12 protein-coding genes, 3 tRNA genes and 1 pseudogene are annotated in these 19,675 nt (G+C 72.7%); 9 read left to right on the top strand and 7 right to left on the bottom strand.

All coding sequences use genetic code 11. From position 1 onward, the window contains the following. The coding region (locus ACGF4C_RS01650) for a HAMP domain-containing protein (RefSeq protein ID WP_393562397.1) at positions 1–993 on the bottom strand (993 nt) is incomplete at its 3' end. A 125-nt stretch (positions 994–1,118) separates the two neighbouring features. Here ACGF4C_RS01650 and ACGF4C_RS01645 point away from each other — a divergent pair. Then, entirely contained in the window at positions 1,119–2,972 is a 1,854-nt protein-coding gene (locus ACGF4C_RS01645; RefSeq protein ID WP_393562396.1) for a SpoIIE family protein phosphatase, read from the top strand. 35 nt (positions 2,973–3,007) lie between these two features. On the opposite strand, the gene ACGF4C_RS01640 is transcribed toward ACGF4C_RS01645, so the two are convergent. After that, positions 3,008–3,244 (bottom strand): hypothetical protein, encoded by a 237-nt coding sequence (locus tag ACGF4C_RS01640; protein WP_393562394.1) that lies wholly within the window; start codon positions 3,242–3,244, stop codon positions 3,008–3,010. Positions 3,245–3,536: 292 nt separating this feature from the next. On the opposite strand from ACGF4C_RS01640, the gene ACGF4C_RS01635 reads away from it, so the two are divergent. Further along, positions 3,537–5,186, top strand: a complete 1,650-nt coding sequence (locus ACGF4C_RS01635; RefSeq protein WP_393562392.1) for a long-chain fatty acid--CoA ligase — start codon at positions 3,537–3,539, stop codon at positions 5,184–5,186. A 48-nt stretch (positions 5,187–5,234) separates the two neighbouring features. Here the strand turns inward: ACGF4C_RS01635 and ACGF4C_RS01630 are convergent, their stop codons facing one another. Together ACGF4C_RS01630 and ACGF4C_RS01625 are read right to left on the bottom strand one after the other, a co-directional pair. Beyond that, positions 5,235–9,311, bottom strand: a complete 4,077-nt coding sequence (locus ACGF4C_RS01630; RefSeq protein ID WP_393562391.1) for a PAS domain-containing protein — start codon at positions 9,309–9,311, stop codon at positions 5,235–5,237. Positions 9,312–9,503: 192 nt separating this feature from the next. Beyond that, the gene (locus ACGF4C_RS01625; RefSeq protein WP_393562829.1) at positions 9,504–9,935 is read right to left on the bottom strand and encodes an SSI family serine proteinase inhibitor; all 432 of its coding nucleotides are present in this window, start codon (positions 9,933–9,935) and stop codon (positions 9,504–9,506) included. 507 nt (positions 9,936–10,442) lie between these two features. Between ACGF4C_RS01625 and ACGF4C_RS01620 the strand changes: the two genes are divergently transcribed. Both ACGF4C_RS01620 and ACGF4C_RS01615 read left to right on the top strand, forming a co-directional pair. Beyond that, positions 10,443–10,533 (top strand) — tRNA-Ser (locus ACGF4C_RS01620). A gap of 588 nt (positions 10,534–11,121) precedes the next feature. Then, positions 11,122–11,194 (top strand) — tRNA-Arg (locus tag ACGF4C_RS01615). Positions 11,195–11,275: 81 nt separating this feature from the next. On the opposite strand, the pseudogene ACGF4C_RS01610 reads toward ACGF4C_RS01615, so the two are convergent. After that, positions 11,276–11,557: pseudogene (locus ACGF4C_RS01610) on the bottom strand (site-specific integrase); the annotation flags it as partial. Between the two features lie 837 nt (positions 11,558–12,394). Between ACGF4C_RS01610 and ACGF4C_RS01605 the strand changes: the two are divergent. After that, a tRNA-Met gene (locus ACGF4C_RS01605) sits at positions 12,395–12,468 on the top strand. A gap of 88 nt (positions 12,469–12,556) precedes the next feature. Here ACGF4C_RS01605 and ACGF4C_RS01600 read toward each other — a convergent pair. Then, positions 12,557–13,351, bottom strand: coding sequence for an NAD(P)H-dependent oxidoreductase (locus tag ACGF4C_RS01600; RefSeq protein ID WP_393562389.1), 795 nt, complete (start codon positions 13,349–13,351; stop codon positions 12,557–12,559). A gap of 124 nt (positions 13,352–13,475) precedes the next feature. Between ACGF4C_RS01600 and ACGF4C_RS01595 the strand changes: the two genes are divergently transcribed. The 3 genes from ACGF4C_RS01595 to ACGF4C_RS01585 all read left to right on the top strand — a co-directional run bounded on the left by ACGF4C_RS01595 (position 13,476) and on the right by ACGF4C_RS01585 (position 17,321). Further along, positions 13,476–14,579 (top strand): GlxA family transcriptional regulator, encoded by a 1,104-nt coding sequence (locus ACGF4C_RS01595; RefSeq protein WP_393562387.1) that lies wholly within the window; start codon positions 13,476–13,478, stop codon positions 14,577–14,579. Between the two features lie 364 nt (positions 14,580–14,943). Then, a complete protein-coding gene (locus tag ACGF4C_RS01590; RefSeq protein WP_393562827.1) occupies positions 14,944–16,032 on the top strand; it encodes a DUF2797 domain-containing protein in 1,089 nt (362 codons plus the stop codon). A gap of 380 nt (positions 16,033–16,412) precedes the next feature. Beyond that, positions 16,413–17,321 carry an amidohydrolase family protein gene (locus tag ACGF4C_RS01585; protein ID WP_393562385.1) on the top strand — a complete coding sequence of 303 codons (909 nt, stop codon included), beginning with the start codon at positions 16,413–16,415 and terminating at the stop codon, positions 17,319–17,321. A gap of 210 nt (positions 17,322–17,531) precedes the next feature. On the opposite strand, the gene ACGF4C_RS01580 is transcribed toward ACGF4C_RS01585, so the two are convergent. Beyond that, on the bottom strand, positions 17,532–18,200 hold the full coding sequence (locus tag ACGF4C_RS01580) for an NADPH-dependent FMN reductase (RefSeq protein WP_393562383.1): 669 nt from the start codon (positions 18,198–18,200) through the stop codon (positions 17,532–17,534). 683 nt (positions 18,201–18,883) lie between these two features. On the opposite strand from ACGF4C_RS01580, the gene ACGF4C_RS01575 reads away from it, so the two are divergent. Further along, positions 18,884–19,585 (top strand): response regulator transcription factor, encoded by a 702-nt coding sequence (locus ACGF4C_RS01575; RefSeq protein ID WP_030415880.1) that lies wholly within the window; start codon positions 18,884–18,886, stop codon positions 19,583–19,585. The last annotated feature ends 90 nt before the right edge of the window (positions 19,586–19,675 follow it).

The following is a 19,675-nucleotide window of genomic DNA, read 5'->3' as shown; positions in this document are numbered from 1 at the left end:
CTCGCCGCGCGCATCCACGGTGATCTTCTGGCTCAGGTCACCGTTGGCGACGGCCGTGGTCACCTGCGCGATGTTGCGGACCTGCCAGGTCAGGTTGGACGCCATGAAGTTGACGTTGTCGGTGAGGTCCTTCCAGACCCCGGACACGCCCCTGACCTGGGCGCGGCCGCCCAGCTGGCCCTCGGTCCCGACCTCGCGGGCCACCCGGGTCACCTCGTCGGCGAAGGCCCGCAGCTGGTCCACCATCTTGTTGACGGTCAGCTTCAGCTCCAGCAGCTCGCCGGTGGCCTCGACCGTCACCTGCTGGGTCAGGTCGCCGCGCGCCACCGCCGTGGTGACCACCGCGATGTCCCGGACCTGCGCGGTCAGCCGCGACGCCATGGTGTTGACCGCCTCGGTCACGTGCAGCCAGTCGCCGGACAGCCCCTGGACCCGGGCCCGGCCGCCGAGCCGGCCTTCGGTGCCGACCTCACGGGCCACCCGGGTGACCTCGCCGGTGAACAGGGAGAGCTGGTCGACCATGCGGTTGACCCCGCTGCCCAGACGGCGCAGATCGCCGCGTAGCTCCCGGCTGCCGTCGTGCAGCTCGACGTGCTGGGTCAGATCGCCGTCGGCCACCGCGTCCAGCACCCGGGTGGCCTTGGCCAGCGGGACCACCAGCGCGTCCAGCACGGTGTTGGCCGCCTCGATGCTGGTCGTCCAGGCGCCCTGGCCGGGGCTGGCGGAGATCCGTTCGTCCAGCCGGCCCTGCCGGATGATTTCCCCGCGCACCCGTTGGAGCTCGGAGGACAGATGGGCGTTACGGGCCACGATCTGGTTGAGGGCGCCGACCAGGTCCGCCAGGACGCCGTCCCCGGCGGGGCCGTCCGGGATCTCCACCCGGCTGGTGAAGTCCCCGTCGCGCAGCGCGTTCATCGCCGCGAGCAGCGGCCGCAGTTCGCTCGTGCGCACCCACTGGCCGTTGCCGTCCGGCTGGGGCGGGTCAGAAGCCATGACGCACCCTCCCCCCAATGATCGTTGTGGAGAGACACATTCCCGCGGAGAGATCCTTTTGGGGCGGGTATGACATAGTATAAAGCGCTTGTAATCACATTCTCCCGGTTTATCAGGGGCCCGCAGTGGCAGCGCTGTCCAGCCCGTACGCGACGGAAACCGTGTCCCGGAAGGGTCTGCCGGCCAACCAGCTCGCGGCTTCCGGTGCGCGCAAATTCGTCCGCGCGCTGCTCACCGAACGGGCCGCCGCACCGCCCGCCACCGCCGGACCGGGAGCCCCGGCGATCAGCTCCGAACTCATCTACACCGCGGTACTGCTCACCAGCGAGCTGGTCACCAACGCCGTGATGTACGCCGGCACCGACATCGACGTGACCTGCCGCCTGGAACACGGCCCGCCGCCCGACCCCGGAACAGGGAGCGGCCCGGCGACGGTGGGCGTGGTCCTGGAGGTCTCCGACCGCCACCCGGCCCGGGGCGTACGCGGCGGGGTGGACGCCCGCACGGGAGAGCCCGGCTACGGCCTCCAGCTGGTCAGCGCGCTGTCGGAGGCCTGGGGCGTCACCTACCGCAGGTCGGTCAAGACGGTCTGGTTCCGGCTGGAGGCCACCGAGGGCGAACCGGTCAGCCCGTCCCAGCTCCCGGCCGCGGAGGACCGCGCCGAGCCCCAGGCCGGCCCCGGCCGGCCGGTGGCCGGAGGGCCTCCCGCCGCGCACGCCGCCGAATGGGCCGACCGCGGCGGCCCGTCCTTCCTCGCCGAGACCAGCGAGCTGCTGGCCGGCCAGCTCGACCAGGACATGGTCACCGCGCTCGCCGCCCAGCTGCTGGTCCCCCGGCTCGCCGACTGGTGCGCCATCTGGCTGAGCACCGAGGGCGGCGGACGGCAGCTGTCCCGCGTCTGGCACGTCGACGAGCGGCGCATCGCCCCACTCCGCGCCGACCTGGAGCGCGACCCGCCCCGTGAGATGTTCCGCACCGGCGGCACCCCCTGGCCCTGGCCGGAACACGCCGGCGCGTCCCCGGCGGGCGGCTCGGCGCTCGCCTTCCCGCTCACCGCCCGCGACACCGATCAGGGCGTCCTGCTGCTCGGCCGGGCCGGACAGCTGCGGATGACCGACACCGTGGTGCGGATGGTGGAGGACGTCGCGCGGCGGGTCGCCCAGGCCGTCCACACCGCCCGTCAGTACACCCGGCAGACCACCATCAGCCTGGCCCTCCAGCGCCGCCAGCTGCCCGCCTCACTGGCCAGCATCAAGGGCGTGGACACCGCGATCGTCTACGAGCCGCACGGCGAGGGACAGACCGTCGGCGGCGACTTCTACGACGTCTTCCCCATGGGCGTCCGCCGCTGGTGCTTCCTGCTCGGCGACGTCCAGGGCAAGGACCCCGAGGCGATGTCGGTCACCGGACTGGCCCGGCACCTCGTCCGGCTGCTGGCCCGCGAGGGACACGGCGTGGAATCCGTCCTCGGCCGGCTGAACCTCGCCATGGCCGAGGAGACGGCCGAGGCGCTGGAGATGGGCGGCGAGCAGGCCGGCGCCCGCTTTTTGAGCCTGCTGTACGGCGAGCTGGAGGTCGACCCCGGCGTGCCCGGCGCCCGCTGTACGGTCGCCAGCGCCGGGCATCCACCGCCGCTGCACATGTTCGTCGACGGCACCGTCGAGCCGGCCTCCGAACCGCAGATGCTGCTCGGCATCGACGAGGGCACCGAGTACCAGGCCAGCTCCTTCGATCTGCGGCCCGGCGAGACCCTGCTCTGCGTCACCGACGGGGTCACCGAACGGCGGTGCGGCAACTGGCAGTTGGACGACAACGACGGTCTGATCGAGGTGCTCCGGGACGGCCTCGGGCTGGGCGCCAAGGCGCTGGCCGAGCACGTACGGCGGGCCGCCCACGACTTCGGCACCGGCCCGGTGGAGGACGATCTGTCCGTGCTGGTCCTCCAGGCGCTGCTGCCGACGGTCGAGCCACGGGCCTGAGGCCGGGGGCGGCGCGGCCGGCCCGGTGGCTCGGCTCAGGCCCCGCCGGCCCGGCTGACCAGCAGCTCCCCGCCGCCCGCGACGACCCCTCCGCCGTGTCCGACGACCGGGTCGAACTGCCCGCCGTACAGCCGGTGCTTCGCCGCCGCTCCGCCGTCGGCCGGCCGCAGGACGTCGGTGGTCCGCGGCGCCGCCTGGGCGGCACCGGCCGCCAGCACGCTGACACCGCCGAGGGCGGCGAGGAGGAGGCAACGGCGGAGGTGGGGGCGCATGAGGGCTCCAGTGAGCAGAGGTGACCGGTTGCCCGCCAGCGTGCGGCCCGCCCCGGCGCCACACAAGCAACCCGCCCGGCGGGCCATCCCTGTGGGTGAACACCGGTCTCGTGCCCCGGCCGGCCGCCGGTGACCGAACCCCGTCCGCAGGTGACCGAACCCGAACGCAGGCAACCGAACAGAAGGAAGAAATCAGTCTCGTGGCCGCCGGCTAGTGACATACCGCATGGTATGCCAGCACAATCACCAGGAAATTACCCTCGCGTAACGGCCGCTGCTTGGGAGGCCCCTGGTGTACAGCACGATGCAGGACGTACCGCTGCTGATCTCACGGATTCTGACCCACGGATCCACGGTCCACGGTCAGTCCCAGGTGACCACCTGGACGGGCGGCGAGCCGCACCGCCGCAGCTTCGCCGAGATCGGCCGCCGGGCCGCCCAGCTGGCCCACGCGCTGCGCGACGAACTGTCCGTGTCCGACGAGGACCGGGTCGGCACGCTGATGTGGAACAACGCCGAACACATGGAGGCGTACCTCGCCATCCCCTCCATGGGGGCGGTGCTGCACACCCTCAACCTGCGGCTGCCCGCCGAGCAGCTGGTGTGGATCATCAACCACGCCGAGGACCGGGTCGTCCTCGTCAACGGCAGCCTGCTGCCGCTGCTCGCCCCGCTGCTGCCCCAGCTGGAGACCCTCCGGCACATCGTGGTCGTCGGCCCCGGCGACCGGTCCGTCCTGGACGGCGCGCGGGCCCGGGTGCACGACTACGAGGAGCTCATCGCCGACCGCCCGGAGACGTACGACTGGCCGGAGCTCGACGAACGGGACGCCGCGGCCCTCTGTTACACCTCCGGCACCACCGGCGACCCCAAGGGCGTGCTCTACAGCCACCGTTCGCTCTACCTGCACTCGCTCCAGGTCAACACCGCCGAGGCGTTCGCGCTCTCGACGCGCGACATCACCCTGCCCGTCGTGCCGATGTTCCACGTCAACGCCTGGGGCCTGCCGCACGCCGCCTTCATGGCCGGCGCCTCGCTGCTGATGCCGGACCGCTTCCTGCAGCCCGCCCCGCTCGCCGAGATGATCGAGACCGTACGGCCCACCATCGGTGCCGCGGTCCCCACCATCTGGCAGGGCCTGCTGGCCGAACTCGACGCCCACAAGAGGGACGTCGCCTGCCTGCGGACCGTCGTCATCGGCGGCTCCGCCTGCCCGCCCGCCCTGATGCGCGGGTTCGAGGACCGGCACGGCATCCGCGTCGTCCACGCCTGGGGCATGACCGAGACCTCGCCGCTCGGCTCCGTCTCGCACCCGCCGGCCGGGGTGAGCGGCGAGGAGGAGTGGGCCTACCGCGCCACCCAGGGCCGCTTCCCCGCCTCCGTCGAGGCCCGGCTGATCGGCCCGGACGGCGCGCAGCTGCCGCACGACGGCACCGCGGCGGGCGAGCTGGAGGTCCGCGGCCCGTGGATCGCCGGCGCCTACTACGGCGGCGCCCAGGGCGAACCGCTGCGCCCCGACGACAAGTTCAGCCCCGACGGCTGGCTGCGCACCGGTGACGTCGGCACCCTCACCCCGGACGGCTACCTGACCCTGACCGACCGCGCCAAGGACGTCATCAAGTCCGGCGGCGAATGGATCTCCTCGGTCGAGCTGGAGAACCACCTGATGGCACACCCGGACGTCACGGAGGCCGCGGTGGTCGCCGTACCGGACGACAAGTGGGGCGAGCGGCCGCTGGCCACCGTCGTCCTGAACCAGGGCGCCACCATCGGCTACGAGGACCTCAAGGCGTTCCTCGGCGAACGGATCGCCCGCTGGCAGCTGCCGGAGCGCTGGGCGGTGATCCCGGCGGTGCCCAAGACCAGCGTGGGCAAGTTCGACAAGAAGGTGCTGCGGCGGCAGTACGCGGACGGCGAGCTGGACGTGACCCTGCTGGCCTGACCGGCCCCACCGGGCGCCCGACCATCGGGCGCCCGGTACCGCCTGCGACTAGTTGGTACCGATCTTGGCCAGCAGATCGACGATCCGGGACTGCACCTCGGCGCTCGTCGAACGCTCCGCCAGGAAGAGCACCGTCTCACCGGCCGCCAACAGCGGCAGCTGCGCCGGATCCAGGTCGGCGGAGGTGTAGACGACCAGCGGGGTGTGGTCGAGCAGCCCGTTCGCGCGCAGCCAGTCGACGATCCCGGCCCGCCGGCGACGCACCTGCATCAGGTCCATCACGACGAGGTTCGGGCGCATCTGCGTCGCCAGGGTCACCGCGTCGGCGTCCGCGCCGGCTCGCGCGACCTGCATCCCGCGCCGCTCCAGCGACGCGATCAGCGCCCCGGCGATGGCGTCGTTCTGCTCGATCAGCAGCACCCGCGGTGGGTGGTTCTCGCCGTCCCGCGGCGCCAGCGCCTTGAGCAGCACCGCCGGGTCCGCCCCGTAGGCGGCCTCCCGGGTCGCCTGCCCCAGACCGGCGGTCACCAGCACCGGCACCTGGGCCGCGCCCGCCGCCTGCCGCAGCGACTGCAGCGCGGTACGGGTGATCGGCCCGGTCAGCGGGTCGACGAAGAGCGCCGCGGGGTACGCGGCGATCTGCGCGTCGACCTCCTCACGGGAGTTGACGATCACCGGGCGGTAGCCGCGGTCGCTGAGCGCCTGCTGGGTGGCGACGTCCGGCGCCGGCCAGACCAGCAGCCGGCGTGGATTGTCCAGCGGCTCCGGCGGCAGCTCGTCGTCCATCGGCATGGGCTGACGGTCCATCACCTCTATGGCGCCGTTCGGTCCGTCCAGCGGCTCCGGACCCTCGCTGCCCTCGTCGGGCGCGGAGATCGCGAAGGCCCGCCCCTCGCTGGCGTCCATCAGATGCGGCTGCGGCTGCGCCGCGGGCGCCGGACCGGGCTGACCCGCCGCCGGCGCACGGTCCTGCGGCGCGGCCGGCTGCGGACCGGGACGCGGCCCGGCCCCGTCCGGTACGGGCCCGGCGGCCGCCGCGCGCTCACCGTCCTGCGGCCGCGCGGCGAGCTTACGGCGCCGGCCCGAACCCGCGGACGTGCCACCGGGCGGAGTGCTGCCGGGTGGCAACGGCCGCTGCTGCCCGGCGATCTGCTGGGCGAACGGCACGCCCTGCCCGAGCGTGCGCACGCTGAACGCCCGGCCCTGGGCCGCCGCCTCGTCCTCGGAGCCCGGCGGGAGCGGCTGACGGTGCGGGTGGCCGCCCGGCCCGCCCTGCGCCGGTACGGGCGCCACGGGCGCCTCCTCGGCGGGGCTGGGGCGGCCACGACGGCGTCCGGTCGGCGCGGGCGGCACCTCGGACCCGGCAGGCGCGTCCCCGCCCGGCACCGGCGCGGCACCGGGCGCCGGACCGGTCCCGGCCCCCGTCGCACCCCCCGGACCGGCCGGCTCCGCCGAACCGTCGGAACCGGCGGGCTGCGCCACCAGCCCCTCCGGCCCGGCCACGAACGTCCCGGACGACTCGGAGTCGGCCATCGCGGCCGCCGCACGCTCCTCGGCCGCCGCCCGGCGGGCCCGGCGTCGGCCGGTCGGCTCGTCCCAATCGCCTTGCATCCCGGCCGGGTCGGCGTTCCCGGCGGCAGCCTCCAGGGCGTACCCGGGCTGCCCGGCGGGCGGCGTGGCCTCCGGACCGCCGGCCACCGGCCGACGCGCCCGGCGCCGGCCCGTACCGCCGGCCTCCTGCGGGCCGGCCGCCTGCGCGGGCACCTGATCGGCGACCGCGGGCAGTGCGGGCAGCCCCGACGGCGCCGGCTGCGGGGCCCGGTCCGCCGCGGCCGGCGGCAGCGCGAACGCCGTCCGCTGCCCGGCCTGCTGCGCGGCACCGGTGGCGGCCGGCGCCCGGTCCCGCTCGCCCTGCGCGGCGCGCTCCGGCGCCTCGGCCAGCGCCCGGCGGGCCCGCCGGCCGGCGGGCTGGACGGGACCCAGCCCCTGCGGCTGGGCGGGCGCGGGGGCCTGGCCCGGAATCTGCGGACGTACGGGCACGGGGCCCGTCGACGGCCCGGCCGCGGCGACCGGCCCGGTGGTGGCCTCGCCCCGGCCCGCTCCGGCGGCCGGTGCCGGTCCCGGCTGCTGACCGGTGGACGGGGCCGCACCCGAGGGCAGCGCGGGCAGCCCGGCGCCCTCCGTGGCACCCTGCCGCGCCCGCCGGCGCCCCGTAGGAGGCACGGCCTCGGCACCCGCCATACCCGGCGGCAGCCCCGGGCCCTCGCCCTCGACAGCCGCCGGCTCGCCCGGCGCATGCTCGGGCGCGCCCTGCTCCCCACCGGGGCGCCGGGCCCGCCGGCGTCCGGTCGGCGACGCGCCACCGGCCTGCGCCGGCACCGCCGCACCCTGCTCCACACCGGCACCGAGGGACTCACCGGCCCCGTCGGTACCGCCGTCACCCACCGCGGGCCCCTGGCCCGTGCTGCCCGCCTCCGCCGCGTCGCCCTGCGTCCCCCGGGCCCGCGCGGTCGGGACCGGCATCACCGTCGTCTCGTTGCCGACCGGCACCTCCGTCGTCCCGGCCTCCGCGTCATCGTCCGCCGACTCCGCGCCGTCCGCGCCGTCGATCCCCACCGGCAGCTCCAGCACATAGGCGCTGCCGCCCGCACCGGGCCCGCTGCCCGGCACCTCATGGGTCTGCAGCAGCCCGCCGTGCTGCCGCACGATCCCGCGGACCAGCGGCTCGTGCACCGGGTCACCGCCGCCGAACGGCCCGCGCACCTCGATCCGTACGACCTCGCCGCGCTTGGCCGCCGCCACCACGATCGTCGAGTCCCCGGGAATCGCGGCACGCCCGCCGGCCCCCAGGGCGCCGTCACCGACCGGCATCCGCCCGGTCGAATCCACGCCCGCCACATCCGCGATCAGATGCGACAGCGCCTGCGCGATCCGCTCCGCGTCCACCACCGCCTCTATCGGCGGGGCGTGCACCGCGAACTGCGCCCGGCCCGGCCCGATCAGCTCGATCGCGCCCTCCACGCCCGCGGCGACCACACCGTCCAGCGAGACCTTCGCGCGGTTCAGCTTCTCCTTGCCGGCGTCCAGCCGCTGGTAGCTCAGGACGTTGTCCACCAGCGTCGTCATCCGGGCGTGGCCGGCCGCGAGGTGGTGCAGGATCTGGTTCGCCTCCGGCCACAACTGACCGGCCGGATCGGACGCCAGCGTGCCCAGCTCGCCCTTCAGCTCCTCCAGCGGACCGCGCAGCGCCTGCTCCAGAACGGCCAGCAGCTGGGCGTGCCGGGCCGCCAGCGCGTCGAGGGCCCGCCGGTCGGTGAAGGTCATCACCGCGCCGACCAGCTGATCGCCGTCCCGCACCGGCGCCGTGGTCAGGTCCACGGCCACCGCACGCCCGTCCTTCGACCACAGCACCTGCCCGCGGACCCGGTGCTTGCGCCCCGACTTGAGCGTGTCGGCCAGCGGCGTGTCCTCCCAGGGCAGCGCCGCCCCGTCCGCCCGCGAGTGATGGATGAGCGGATGCAGCTCCTTCCCGCCCAGCTCACTCGCCCGGTACCCGAGGATCTGCGCCGCGGACGGGTTGACCAGGACGACCTTGCCCTCGGAATCGACCCCGACCACACCCTCGGCCGCGGCCCGCAGGATCATCTCGGTCTGCCGCTGCTGGCGGGCCAGCTCGGCCTCGGTGTCCAGCGTGCCGCTCAGGTCCCGTACGACGAGCATCAGCAGCTCGTCGCCGGTGTAGCCGTTGCGGTGATCGGCGTATGCGGCCTCGAAGGCGGACTCGTACGGGGTCCGGCCGTCCTCCAGGTTCGCGCTGGTCACCTCGACCAGCATCTCGGTGCCGTCCGTCCGCCGCGCGACCATCCGCGTCGGCTTCGTCCGCTGCCCCGCGACCTCCTCGTCCCGGCGCCGCATCGAGCCCGGGATCCGCTTGGAGTCGAAGTCCGGCAGCAGGTCCAGCAGACCGCGCCCGACCAGGGCCGTGCCCGGCGCCTCGAAGGTCTCCAGCGCGATGGTGTTGGCGTTGACGACGGTGCCGTTGCAGTTGACGAGCAACAGCGCGTCGGGGAGGGCGTCGAGTATGGCTGCGAGGCGAGCAGCGCCTCGGGATGGCCTGCTGCTCACGAGACGCTTCCCTCCTGTTACCGCACCGTGCCGGGCCCGCCGCGGCGGACCGTCGGGATGGAGTCTACGGGCACTCGCGCGCGACGCGGAGGCGGATGACGGGGAGGTTATGCCGCGGCGCCGTGCGACTCGCCGCACGCCCGACATGTGCCCCTCGTCCTGACCTGGGACGCTACTGCGGCACGAAACGGGTCACGAACTGGTCGCCGGGAGCAGAGGTTCGAAGCGGCTCCAGCGTTCGATCTCACACCCATTGGTGCGCCGGAAGTCCGCGTTGACGGGCCGCCCCGCCCACGTCCCGGTGACATGCGCGGTCGCCGGCCCGCCGTAGATCATCGTGCACTGCGCGTGCTGCGGCACCGGCGCGAACGGGTCCTTCCCCCACCGCGTCATGGAGTCGAGCTTGTCGCACGCCCGCCGCACATGGTGGTGCGTCCCGCGCGCAGGGTGGCAATACAGCTCGAACGTCCCGTCCGTATGCGCCGACCCGGACCGGCGAACGGTAACGGTGAGGTGATCCCGGGGCGCCCCGTGGACCGCCGGCCGGCTTTCTCTACCCCCCGCCTGCCCCTTCGCCTGTCCCTCGGGCGAGGCCACCTGCTCCCGATGTGCATTCCGCCCCATGACCAGATCAGGCCCGACCAGAGCCCCCGCTCCACCGGTGCGCCGCCGTCCCTCCCCGCCCCCGTGGCCGTTCCCGTTCCCCTCGGAGCCGTGATGGCCGGCCCCCGTCACCCCGCCGCCGGACCGGTGGTGGGGGAGCGGGATCGGGGCGGCCGACGCGACGGGCGCCACCAGGGCCAGCACGGCGGTGGCTGCGGTGACGGCGGTGACGGCAGTGGCTGCTGCGGCAGCGGCGGCGAAGGGGGACGACGTCCGGCGGTGCGACATCACAGGCTCCAGAGAGGCGAGTGCGGGGCGGTACGCGGTACGTACACGCCGGGGGCGCACGACACAGCGATCGCCACGGCCCCACACTCCTAACGCGCCGCCGCACCCGACGTTGCGCCGCAGGAACGTCTTTGCCGGGTGGCCCGCGCGCCTAGTACCGTAGGGGGCGATTGGTGACAGCCCTCGGAGCTGTGCCATCATCGACACACACCACAGCGCGCCTGCGCGCGTGGGGTGCGTGGAGGCGTCGCCTAGTCCGGTCTATGGCGCCGCACTGCTAATGCGGTTTCGGGTTTACCCCCGATCGAGGGTTCAAATCCCTCCGCCTCCGCTCGTTTCCGTCCAGGCCCCGGTCACTCAGACCGGGGCCTGAACGCTTTCTGAGCGCATTGCGCATAGCCGGGGCTTCGCGGGGCACACCCCGGGCACCGCGGCGGCTTTGTGCGCCGCCCCGGGCATCGTGGAGGCTGTTTTCGGCCCGCCCCGGGCATCACGAAGGCCTTGTGGGACGCCCCCGGAGATCTCTCTGCTGATCTCCTCGGATGCTTCCCTGATCTCTAGCCCTGACTTTCCCCGGCGCCTTTCCCGGATCTCCTCGTGGCCCTCCCGGATCTTCCCCCGGATCTTCGCCGGGCTTCCCTTCTTGCTCTCCGGGCTTCCCTTTTCAGTGGCCCCCGTCACACCCGGCGTCCCGCGCGCCCCTCCGGTCCGTCCGGCCCGCCCCGAAGAGGGCTCCCCCCACCCGAACTTCACTCGGATCGCCGACCGCCGACCCGGCCCCGACTCACCCCCAAGCCCGCCCGCGACAGCATTTCCGCAGGTCAGAGGGGGTGGGGGGAATGGATTTCGCCTGACGCCGCAGGTCATGTAATGTTGTTCCCGCAACGCCGACCGGCAAGAAAAACCGCCGGAAAGCCAAGCGCTCGTAGCTTAACGGATAGAGCATCTGACTACGGATCAGAAGGTTGCAGGTTCGAATCCTGCCGAGCGCACAGCAGGTCAAAGCCCCCGCCGGGTAATCCGGACGGGGGCTTTGTCGTGCTGTACAGCAGCGAAGTACAGCAACTGGGTCGGCCGGTGCCACCCAGCGCGGCCGACGGCATCACCAGGGCTTCGCGCACGTCTTCGTCATCCGCCTTGGCGTAGACATCCATCGTGATCTCGATCGCTGAGTGGCGAAGGATCCGCTGCGAGACCTTCGGGTGAACCTTCAAGAGGACCAGCAGCGCACTGCACGTGTGCCGGGTGTTGCGCAGCGGGATGACCCGGAGCCCGGCACGGCGAGCACGCAGAGCGAACATGCGGGTGAGGTTGCCCGGCTCGATGGAGGCGCCGTACTTCGTCGTGAAGATCAGATCCTCGCTGGCGCCGCGCTTGTTGCTCATACCGACGACCCATGCGCAGCTTTGCGGGCCACGCTCACCCCAAGGGCCAGGCTTCAAACTCTCTCCGCGTCGCTCGCTCGGTAAAGCGGGGCCAGGAGGGGCGCGATGACGGGACGCGACTGGAGTGACGATGACACCGACTACGCATCAGCAGTCGGCCGTAGGTGGATCGTCGTGGTGATCTCCTTCCTTTGCGTGTTGTTCGTGGTCGGTGCTGCTCATCGCCCTTGGCTTGGGGCTCGTCGGGTTGAGTGGCATGCTCTCGCTCGTCAGCGATTGACCCGCGCCGCGCGAAAGCGGAGTACGGCAACTGTGGGGGCCTGAAGCGACAACCTGTCGCCCTGGTAGGCCAGTTGATCAGGCCGAACGGCCTCAGCGACCATGCTCCGGTAGTTCACACGAGGGGTCATGGCCGGCGAGCGGCTGTCGAAATCCATCTCCACTTACTCAGGGGTGGTTGGCTGCCTCTTCCCACGCATGAACCGGCTCCTTTGCGGCTGAGGCACGGGCCGTCTGATGGCTTGGCGTGTGGTTGTGCTCCGGGTGGTGAAGGAACGAAAGGGCCCAGGGCGGCGGCCAGTTGTCGGGGCCGTAGGGGAGACCTGCAGTTTGCACCGAGCTGGGCTCGAACTTGTAAAGCGGTGGTCGATCTGTTGCCGGACGCAGGCGGTCTCAGACCCGGGCGTTGAGACGCCCGCCCCCGCCTCATGCCGGGGTTGACCGGGCCGGTGCGTGTCGGTGTTGTGGGCGGTGGTGGGAAAAGGATTAGGCGTGGGGCCGGGAGTCGCGTAGTGTTCGGGGAACCGACGCGGGGTGGAGCAGCTCGGTAGCTCGCTGGGCTCATAACCCAGAGGTCGCAGGTTCAAATCCTGTCCCCGCTACTGACGCCGCAGGGCCGTGGATCTTCATCCACGGCCCTGCGGCTTTTTTGCGTTCCAGGGGTTCCAGGGACATCGCGTTCGCGCGGTGTCAGGGGTGGTGGGGTGGGGGCGGGGTTGTGTAGTGGGCGGAGGGGCCCGTGGGTGGGGTGGGGGTGAGGTGGGGGTGGAGGAGGAGGTCGTCGTCGTAGTCGCCGGTGTTCTGGTGGCGGAAGGCGAGGGGCTCCGTGGTGGGGAGGGTGCGCAGGCGCTCGCGTAGGCGGGTGGCGGCGGTTGCGTAGGCGGTGGGGGTGGTGCGGTCCGCGCCGGGGATCAGGAGGGGCGGGAGGACCGACATGCCGGTGTACCAGAGGGTGCCGTGCTGCAGGGGGAAGAGGAGATCGTTGAGGTTGCCGTTGACGCCGCGCGGGCCCAGGGTGGCGGCGCGGGCGCCGGCGGTGGTGATCACCATGGCGCGTTTGCCGGTGAGCTGGCCGTCGCCGTAGCGCAGCGGGCGGCCGGTCTCCGGGTCGGTGTGGCCGAAGGCGAAGCCTCTGATGAAGACGCGGTCGAACCAGCCCTTGAGGATGGCGGGCATGCCGTACCACCAGAGGGGGAACTGGACGATCACGGTGTCCGCCCAGGTGACCTTGGACTGTTCCTCGATGATGTCCGGGCTCAAGTGGCCGTGGTGGTAGGCGTGTTCGGAGGCCGGGCCGACGTGGAGGCGGTCGGTGGGGTCGTGGCCGTAGTCGGGGGCGTCGACCACCGGGTTCCATTTCATGGCGTACAGGTCGGAGACGCGGTACTCGTGGCCGTGGGCTTCGAGCGCGCGCAGGCCCTCGTCCTTCAAGGCGCCGCTCAGGGAGCGCGGGTCGGGGTGGGCGAACAGCCAGAGGATCTTCATGCCACCCACTGTCCGGAAGGGTGGGCGTACGGACGAGTGGCCGGATGGCCATACTGTGCAAGGATCGGGCCATGGGCAACGGCAATGGTGTGGGGAATGGTGGGGGCCCGGTATGGGGAAGGCCATGGGGGCTCGGGCTGGGGGAGCCGTGAGCGGTGAGGGGGTGCGGCGGCATCGGGTGGCGGTGCTGGTGCGGGACGGGATGCTGCCGATCGAGGTGGGCATCGTGCACCGGATCTTCGGCGAGGCCCGTTCGGCGGACGGGGAGCGGCTCTACGAGCTGGTGACCTGTGCGTTGGAGCCGGGTGAGGTGCGGACGGACACGGATTTCACGGTGTGCGTGGCGCACGGGCCGGAGGCGCTTGCCGAGGCGGACACCGTGGTCGTACCGGCCTCCGGGGCGGATTACGACCGGACGGAGCACGGTGCCGGGCGGCTGAGCGCGGAACTGGCCGAGGCGCTGGCACGGATCCGGCCCGGCACGCGGATCGCGTCGATCTGTACGGGCGCGTTCGTGCTCGCGGCGGCCGGGCTGCTGGACGGGCGGCGGGCGACCACGCACTGGCGGTCGGTGGACGACTTCCGCCGGCTGTTTCCGCACGTCGAACTGGACGCGGACGTGCTGTACACGGACGAAGGGGACGTGCTGACGGCGGCGGGGGTCGCGTCGGGCATCGACCTGTGTCTGCACATGGTCCGGTGTGACCACGGGGCGGCCGTCGCCAATGACGTGGCCCGGCGGACCGTCGTACCTCCGCACCGGGAGGGCGGCCAGGCGCAGTACATCCGGCGGCCGATGCCCGAGCCGCAGGTGTCCTCGACGGGGCGGGCGCGGGCCTGGGCGCTGGAACACCTGGACCGGCCGGTGACGCTGCGGGAGCTCGCGGCGTGCGAGGCGATGAGCGTGCGGACCTTCACCCGGCGGTTCCGGGAGGAGGTGGGGATCTCGCCGTTGCAGTGGCTGACCCAGCAACGGATCGAGCGGGCACGGCAGTTGCTGGAGGAGACGGAGCTGACGGTGGACCGGATCGCGGCGGAGGCCGGCTTCGGGACGGCGGCGTCGCTGCGGCAGCATCTGCAGTCGGCACTGGGGGTGTCGCCGCGGAGGTACCGGAATACGTTTCGGGGGCCGGGCCAGGGGCTGGGGCCTGTGGGGGCGGAGGCTGTGGCTGGTGGGGGCGGGGCGGGGGCTGTGACTCGCGGGGGCTGGGTCGTCCGGGGTGCGTGAGGCGGGTGGTTGTGCGGGGCGGGCGCTCTGGGGGGAGACGGGCGTCCTGCGGGTGGCGGGTGCTCTGGGGGGAGACGGGCGTCCTGCGGGTGGCGGTGCGCTGGGAGAGACGGGTGCTCTGCGGTAGTCGGGCGTTGTCGGTGGGGGGTCGTACGCTGGCGAGGTGTGGTGGCGATGTACGGGACCGCGCTGGTCGGGCGGTGGTTCGGGGGTACGGCCGGGAGCCGGGCTAGGGCCAGGAGTGGGGTCTGGGCTGGGAGCGGGGTCCGGGCCAGGAGCAGAGTCCGGGGCCGGGTCGGTGGCTGGTGCGCTGACGGCCTCCGGGGCGCTGAGGCCTGGCGGTGCGCTGAAGGGGGCAGGCGGGCTGGGGGAGTCTGACGGGCTGAGGGGGACTAGTGGGCTGACGGGGGCCGGGGCGGCTCCTCCGGCGGGGCCTGGGGCGGAGGGGGCATCGGCGGGGTTCGGGCAGCGGCTGGGTTGGTATTGCGCCGAGCGGGACGAGGAGCGGGAAAGTCCGCTTCCCGCGGGGAAGAGGCTGGCCTTCGCGGCGCAGGGGGAGCGCCGTTGTCTGGGCGTACGGCGGGCCGGCCGCTGGCTGGTGTGCCCGTATGCGGCGGTGCTGGACGGGGAGAGCGCCAAGGACCAGTGCGCGCGGTGTGCCCAGCTGGACCGGTCCCGGTCGGTGGCCGCGGACACCATGGCCGATGACCCGCGTCCGTACGCCGTCTACCTCGCGTACTTCGGGCCCGGTTTGCTCAAGGTGGGGATCACGGCCGCCGAGCGGGGGCCGGCGCGGCTGGTGGAGCAGGGGGCGGTGGCGTACGCATGGCTGGGCCGCGGTCCGCTGATGGCGGCGCGACGGGCGGAGGCGCTGCTGGGGAGTGCCCTGGCGATCCCGGACCGCTTCACGAAGGCGGCGAAGCGGGCGGCGCGGGGAGCGCTGCCGGAGGTACCGGAGCGGTGCGCAGAGTTGGCGCAACTCCACTCCAGAGCAAGGGGGTTGGGTGGGTGGCCGGAGACGCTTGAGCCGGTGGAGTTCGCGTTTACGGACCATACGGAGCTGTTCGGGCTGGACCGGGTACCGGCCGGTGCGGCGGTGTTGGGCGGGCTGACGGCGGGGGCGGAGATCGTGGGGGAGGTGCTGGCCGGGGTCGGCTCGGATGTGTATCTCCGGCTGGCGGGAGGAGATGAGGGGGCAGTGGGGGCAGCGGGGGCAGCGGGGGCAGTCGGCTCCGTGGTGGTAGTGGGTGGGGCTGAGGGGCGGCGTTCTGGTGCGGGTCAGGGTGCGGGGGCCGGTGGGCCGGGGCCGGTTGTGGTGATGGATGCGCGGTTGCTGTCGGGATGGGTGCTGGGGGCGGCCACGGGGCGGGTGACGACCGTGCCGGTGCTGCCGGACCGTACGTCAGTACCGGGTGCGTCGGAGCGGGGAGGGGAGCAGGAAGGGCTGTTCTGACCGGGTGGGTCTGTTTTGACTATCTCTTCTGGCCGGGCGGGTTCTGATCGGGCGGGTGGGTCTGTTCTGACCGAGCAGGTCTGTTTTGACCGTGCGGTCCGCGCTGACCGGGCGACGGGCGCTGCGCTTTTGCGGGGGCGGGCTCTTCTGGGTTCGCCTGGGCTCGCCTGGGTTCCTCTGCGTTCCTCTGTGTTCGTCCGCGTTCCTCTGCGTTTCCCTGTGTTCCTCTGAGTCCTTCTGAGGTGCGGGGTTCTGCTGGGAGGGACGGATCGGCTGCGGCGCAGGGTTCTGCTGGGCCGTGCGTGCCTGCGAGGCTGGGGGCGGCCGGTGCCCGGCGGGTGGTGGCCGTCGGTGTGGCGGGTGGAACGAGGAGGGTCAAGGTGGCGGACGGGGACGAGCGGGTGGGGGCGTTCTGGCGGGGGCTGGGCCTGCCGGGGCTGATCGACGTCCATACGCACTTCATGCCGGAGCATGTGATGGCGAAGGTCTGGGCGTATTTCGACGCGGCCGGGCCGCTGGTGGGCCGGGAGTGGCCGATCACGTACCGCTTCGAGGAGGAGCAGCGGCTGGCGGTACTGCGCGGCTTCGGCGTACGCGCGTTCACCTCGATGATCTATCCGCACAAGCCGGGGATGGCGCAGTGGTTGAACGGCTGGGCGGCCGACTTCGCGGCTCGTACGCCCGATTGTCTGCGGACCGCGACATTCTTCCCCGAGGACGGCGCGGAGGCGTACGTACAGGACGAACTCGCCGGCGGCGTACGCGTCTTCAAGGCGCATGTGCAGGTGGGGGCGTACGACCCGGCCGATGCCCGGCTCGATGCGGTGTGGGGGGCCGTCGCGGAGGCGGGGGTGCCGGTGGTCGTGCACTGCGGGTCGGGGCCCGCGCCCGGCAAGCACACCGGTCCGGAGCCGATCGCGCGGGTGCTGGCCCGGCATCCCCGGCTCCGGCTGATCATCGCCCACCTTGGGATGCCGGAGTACGCCGATTTCCTGGAGCTGGCCGAACGGTATCCCGGTGTGTACCTCGATACGACGATGGCCTTCACGGACTTCGCGGAACGGACAGCGCCGTTCCCGCGGGCCGAGCGCGCCCGGCTGGCGCAGCTCGGTGAACGCGTCCTGTTCGGCAGCGACTTCCCCAACATCCCCTACGGGTACGCCCATGCGCTGGAGGCGCTGGCCCGGTTGGGGATGGGGGAGGAGTGGCTGCGCGGGGTCTGTTACGGGAATGCGGCGCGGTTGTTCGGGTTGGGGAAGGCCGGGACCGTGGTGGAGAACGGCGGGTAGATCGTGCTGCGGGACGGGACGGGACGGGGCGGGGCGGGGCGGGACGGGGCGGGACGGGGCCGGAGCGGGGGACGTGGTGGAGACCGGGCGGCCGGGGCGGGGGACGTGGTGGAGACCGGGGTGGCGGCCAGGGGGGGCGGTCGGGGTGGAGACCGTAGTGGTGCCCGGAGTGGAGCGGTGCGCTGACTGTGTGGCAGGTGGCCCGGCGCGCTAGCGGGCTGCTGGTGTTTCCGTTGTGGCGGTGGCCAGGTGGGTCAGGGCCGTGGCCAGGTCGGTGAGGGTGGCCTCGTCCGAGACGCGTTCCGTCGCAGCGTCGATCTTCGGGCCGATCGCGGGGATTTCCCGGCAGGCGGCCGTGATGACCTCGCCGGTCATCATGCGCAGGGTCTCCCGGAGTTGGGCGTTGGCGTAGTCGCCGCCGGTGGGGAAGGGGGACGCGGTGATCACCGCGACCGGCTTGTGGACCACCTCGCCGCTGCTGACCAGCCAGTCGAGTGCGTTCTTGAGGACGCCGGGGACTCCGTGCGCGTACTCCGGGCTGACGATGAGCAGGGCGTCGGCGGATGCCACGGCGGTGCGCAGGGCGGCGACGGAGGTGGGAGGAGTGGCGTCCTCGCCGTCCAGGTCGGGGTTGAAGTGCGGGAGCGCGCCGATGTCCGCGGTGGTGGCGGGGCCGTCCCACAGGGTGAGGGCGGAGTTCAGCACCGCACCGTTGGAGCTGCGGGCGCGCAGGCTGCCGGAGAGGGCGACAAGGCTCAGCGAGTCGCCCGGCAGGGAGGTGTGCGTCAGAGGGGCCTGCGTCAGCGGGTCGTGTGTCGAAGGGCCGTGTGACAGTGGGTCGTTCGCCAGAGGCTGGTGTGTCAGAGGCTCGTGTGTCATGGCAGGACGGTACGCCGGGGGGTCCTGGGTGGGTGGGCGAGGCACCCGTTAAGAGGCAAAGGCGCTGGTCAGGGCGATTGTCAGTGGGGGGTGCCATGCTTGGGGCAGTGGTGATCGGCCTGGACCGCGCGGGGGGCGGCCCAGGCCGGTCACGGACCCGGTCATGGACGCGGGCACGGCGCCGGTCATGGTTGCGGTCTCGCAACCGGGTACGTGTGCGGTCACGGAACCGGTCCGGGATGCGGACATGGAACCGGGGACGGAACCGGTCACGGATCGGGACATGGAACCGGGGGCGGAACCGGTCACGGATGCGGTCGTGGGCTCGATCCGGGACCCGATCAGGTACTTGGTCGTGGACTCGACCACAGACCTGGTCGCGGACCCGGCCATGGACCCGGGCGCGGACTCGACAGGGACTCGACCAGGGACCCGGCCAGGGGCTCGACCATGAGCCCTGTCGGGGCGGGCGTCCGGGATTCTCAGGAGATTCACAGGGAGGAGAAAGGGAGCTCTCACGAGCAGGCGTCAGGCTCACCGGCATGACCGTGACTTCGTCGTCTTCAGCGTCTCTTCATGCTTCGTCAGTTTCGGTTTCGTCGGCTCCGATTACCTCGGTACCGGCGGGTTCGGTTCCGGCGGGCGCTGCGTCCGGAAGAGCGCCCGGGAAGCAGCCGGAGTTGCTGCGGCCGGACGGCAGCCCGGTGCGGGTGCTGGTGGTCGACGACGAGTCCTCGCTCGCCGATCTGCTGTCGCTCGCCCTGCGGTACGAAGGCTGGGACATCCGTGCCGAAGGGGATGGCGCGGGGGCACTGCGCTCGGCCCGTAGCTGGCGGCCGGATGCGGTGCTGCTGGACGTCATGCTGCCGGACATGGACGGGCTGACGCTGCTCGGACGGCTGCGGCGCGAACTGCCGGACGTGCCGGTGCTGTTCCTGACGGCCAAGGATGCGGTCGAGGACCGGATCGCCGGGCTTACGGCCGGCGGGGACGACTACGTCACCAAGCCGTTCAGCCTGGAGGAGGTGGTGGCCAGGCTGCGGGGTCTGCTGCGCCGGGCCGGGGCGGCGGCTGCCCGGAGCGAGTCGCGGCTGACGGTGGGCGATCTGGTGCTGGACGAGGACAGCCATGAGGTGTGGCGGGGTGGGCAGGAAATCCATCTGACGGCCACGGAGTTCGAGCTGCTGCGGTATCTGATGCGCAATCCGCGGCGGGTGCTGAGCAAGACCCAGATCCTCGACCGGGTCTGGAGCTATGACTTCGGCGGCCAGGCCAATGTCGTGGAGCTGTACATCTCGTACCTGCGGCGGAAGATCGATGCGGGGCGGGCGCCGATGATCCATACGCGGCGGGGTGCGGGCTATCTGATCAAGCCGGGTGGGTAGCGGAGCGGTGGCCGATCCCGCGCTTGTGCCGCTGCCCGATCACGGTCCTGCTCATGATCCCGGTCCTGCTCGTGATCTCGGTCCTGTTCA

The organism is Streptomyces sp. NPDC048197 (assembly GCF_043202395.1).
GTDB classification, from domain to species: Bacteria; Actinomycetota; Actinomycetes; order Streptomycetales; family Streptomycetaceae; genus Streptomyces; species Streptomyces siderophoricus.
The sequence above is the reverse complement of the archived record's forward strand: the minus strand, read 5'-3'. Positions and strand labels throughout refer to the sequence as shown.

Coding starts and splice junctions, on each gene's coding strand:
- ACGF4C_RS01640 (WP_393562394.1), bottom strand. CDS start 3,244: ATGCGCCCCCACCTCCGCCGTTGCCTCCTCCTCGCCGCCCTCGGCGGT.
- ACGF4C_RS01625 (WP_393562829.1), bottom strand. CDS start 9,935: ATGGGGCGGAATGCACATCGGGAGCAGGTGGCCTCGCCCGAGGGACAG.
- ACGF4C_RS01600 (WP_393562389.1), bottom strand. CDS start 13,351: ATGAAGATCCTCTGGCTGTTCGCCCACCCCGACCCGCGCTCCCTGAGC.
- ACGF4C_RS01595 (WP_393562387.1), top strand. CDS start 13,476: ATGGGGGCTCGGGCTGGGGGAGCCGTGAGCGGTGAGGGGGTGCGGCGG.
- ACGF4C_RS01580 (WP_393562383.1), bottom strand. CDS start 18,200: ATGACACACGAGCCTCTGACACACCAGCCTCTGGCGAACGACCCACTG.